This window comes from Streptomyces viridosporus, from assembly GCF_002078235.1.
In the GTDB taxonomy this organism is placed as follows: domain Bacteria; phylum Actinomycetota; class Actinomycetes; order Streptomycetales; family Streptomycetaceae; genus Streptomyces; species Streptomyces viridosporus.
Genome location: NZ_MSGP01000790.1, coordinates 1 through 1,429 on the forward strand (window position 1 = coordinate 1; position 1,429 = coordinate 1,429).

Annotated in this window: 1 protein-coding gene and 1 pseudogene; both read right to left on the reverse strand. The window is 76.5% G+C overall.

Annotation, left to right across the window (positions count from 1 at the left end; all coding sequences use genetic code 11):
* Nucleotides 1-16: 16 nt before the first annotated feature.
* Complete coding sequence (locus B7L92_RS37575; RefSeq protein ID WP_255311346.1) at nucleotides 17-934, reverse strand: bifunctional DNA primase/polymerase; 918 nt, start codon at nucleotides 932-934, stop codon at nucleotides 17-19.
* Nucleotides 931-1,429, reverse strand: a pseudogene (locus B7L92_RS37580) (DNA cytosine methyltransferase); the annotation flags it as partial. The pseudogene B7L92_RS37580 and the gene B7L92_RS37575, both read right to left, overlap by 4 nt.

Here is a 1,429-nt window from a genome sequence, read left to right on the forward strand (position 1 = left end):
GGGGGAGTGGGGGCCGTCATGCCGCCTCCCGCGGGGTGGCGTGGGCGATGACCCAGTCCAGGGCGCTGCGGATGGTGGTGCGGCACTCGGCCGGCGGCAGGCCGGTGGCCTCCCCCGCCCCCTGGATTGCCTGCTCCACCACGTGCCGGGGGATGTCGCCCCACGCCACGAACCGCGCCACCTTGCAGGCGCTCTTGTGCAGGGTGTTGTTGCGGCCGTCCGGCCCGCCCTCGGTTGCGGCGGCGATGACGGCGCACTCGCGTTCCAGGGCGACCCTGGCGGCACGGGTGCCGTCATGGGCCCGGACGGGCACCGGGGCGGGCCTGTCCGGCTCCACAAGCAACGCGGTCAGCCACGAGGGCAGTTCGGCCACGGGCGCGTCACAGGCGACCGCGTACGTGCCGTCGGGCGTGGCACTGCCGGGGGCGACGACGTAGCCGCCCCAGGCGCGGGTGTCGATGTGCGGCCCGAGCCGGTTCGCGCTGCACTTCAACCGCATCCCGGCGGGGGCGGTGAAGTAGAGGTGTTCCCCGCGCGCGGTCCGCACCCGGTAGGTGGCGGGGAGCACCTGCCCGGCGCGCTCGCAGAGCGCCTGCAACGCGGTGGCGCCGTCAGGCGCTCCTTCCGGCTCGTCGGCCTTGACCGGGTCCAGGTCGATGACGACCAGCCCGGCCGGGCCGGTGGCGATCCCGACGTTGTACGGCCGGTGCGCCCACGCGGCGTGGATCAGGGCGGGGTCGGTGGTGGCGCGCTCCTCCGGGGTGCGGTGCCCGCCGGCGCACCGCCCGGTGCCGGGGCAGGCGCGTTCGGCGTGCCCGGCCGGGCGCTTGCTGCCGGGGTGCAGCGGGATGACCGGCCAGCCGCGTTCGGCCGCCGTGAGGGCGGAGGCGAGCAGCGGCAGGCACTCCAGGGAGACGCTGGGGAGGCCGGTCACGCCGCCACCTCCCCCGCCCGCCTGGCCGCAGTGGTGCCGAGCAGCAGGCCGTAGGCGTGGCGGGCCTGCTGGGGCACCACGCCGTTGCCGAGGATCTTCAGTTGTTCCTTGCGGGGGATGTCGGGGACGGCGGTGACCCAGCCGGCCGGGAGGCCCATCATCCACTCCACGAACGCCGGGGACAGGCGATAGTTGCCGCGGGTGCCCGGCTCGGTCGGGCACGGCGCCGCCCGGCCGGTGACGTGCTCCCAGCGGCGGATGGCGGGCCCGTAGTCGGTGCCGTCGGCCGCCACCCACCGGGAGCCGGGCCGGTGGTCCTGGCCGGAGGCGTCGCGCTGGTTCGGCCCGCCGTGCGGGCCGTCGGAGGCCTTCGGCGTGGGCAGCAGGTTTACCACGAACTCGTTGAGCGGCCGCGCGTTGCGGCCGAGCAGGTTCGAGGCCCCGGACTTCCAGTCCCGCGCGGCCGGGGTGGGCAGCAGGCTTACGCCCCGGGCG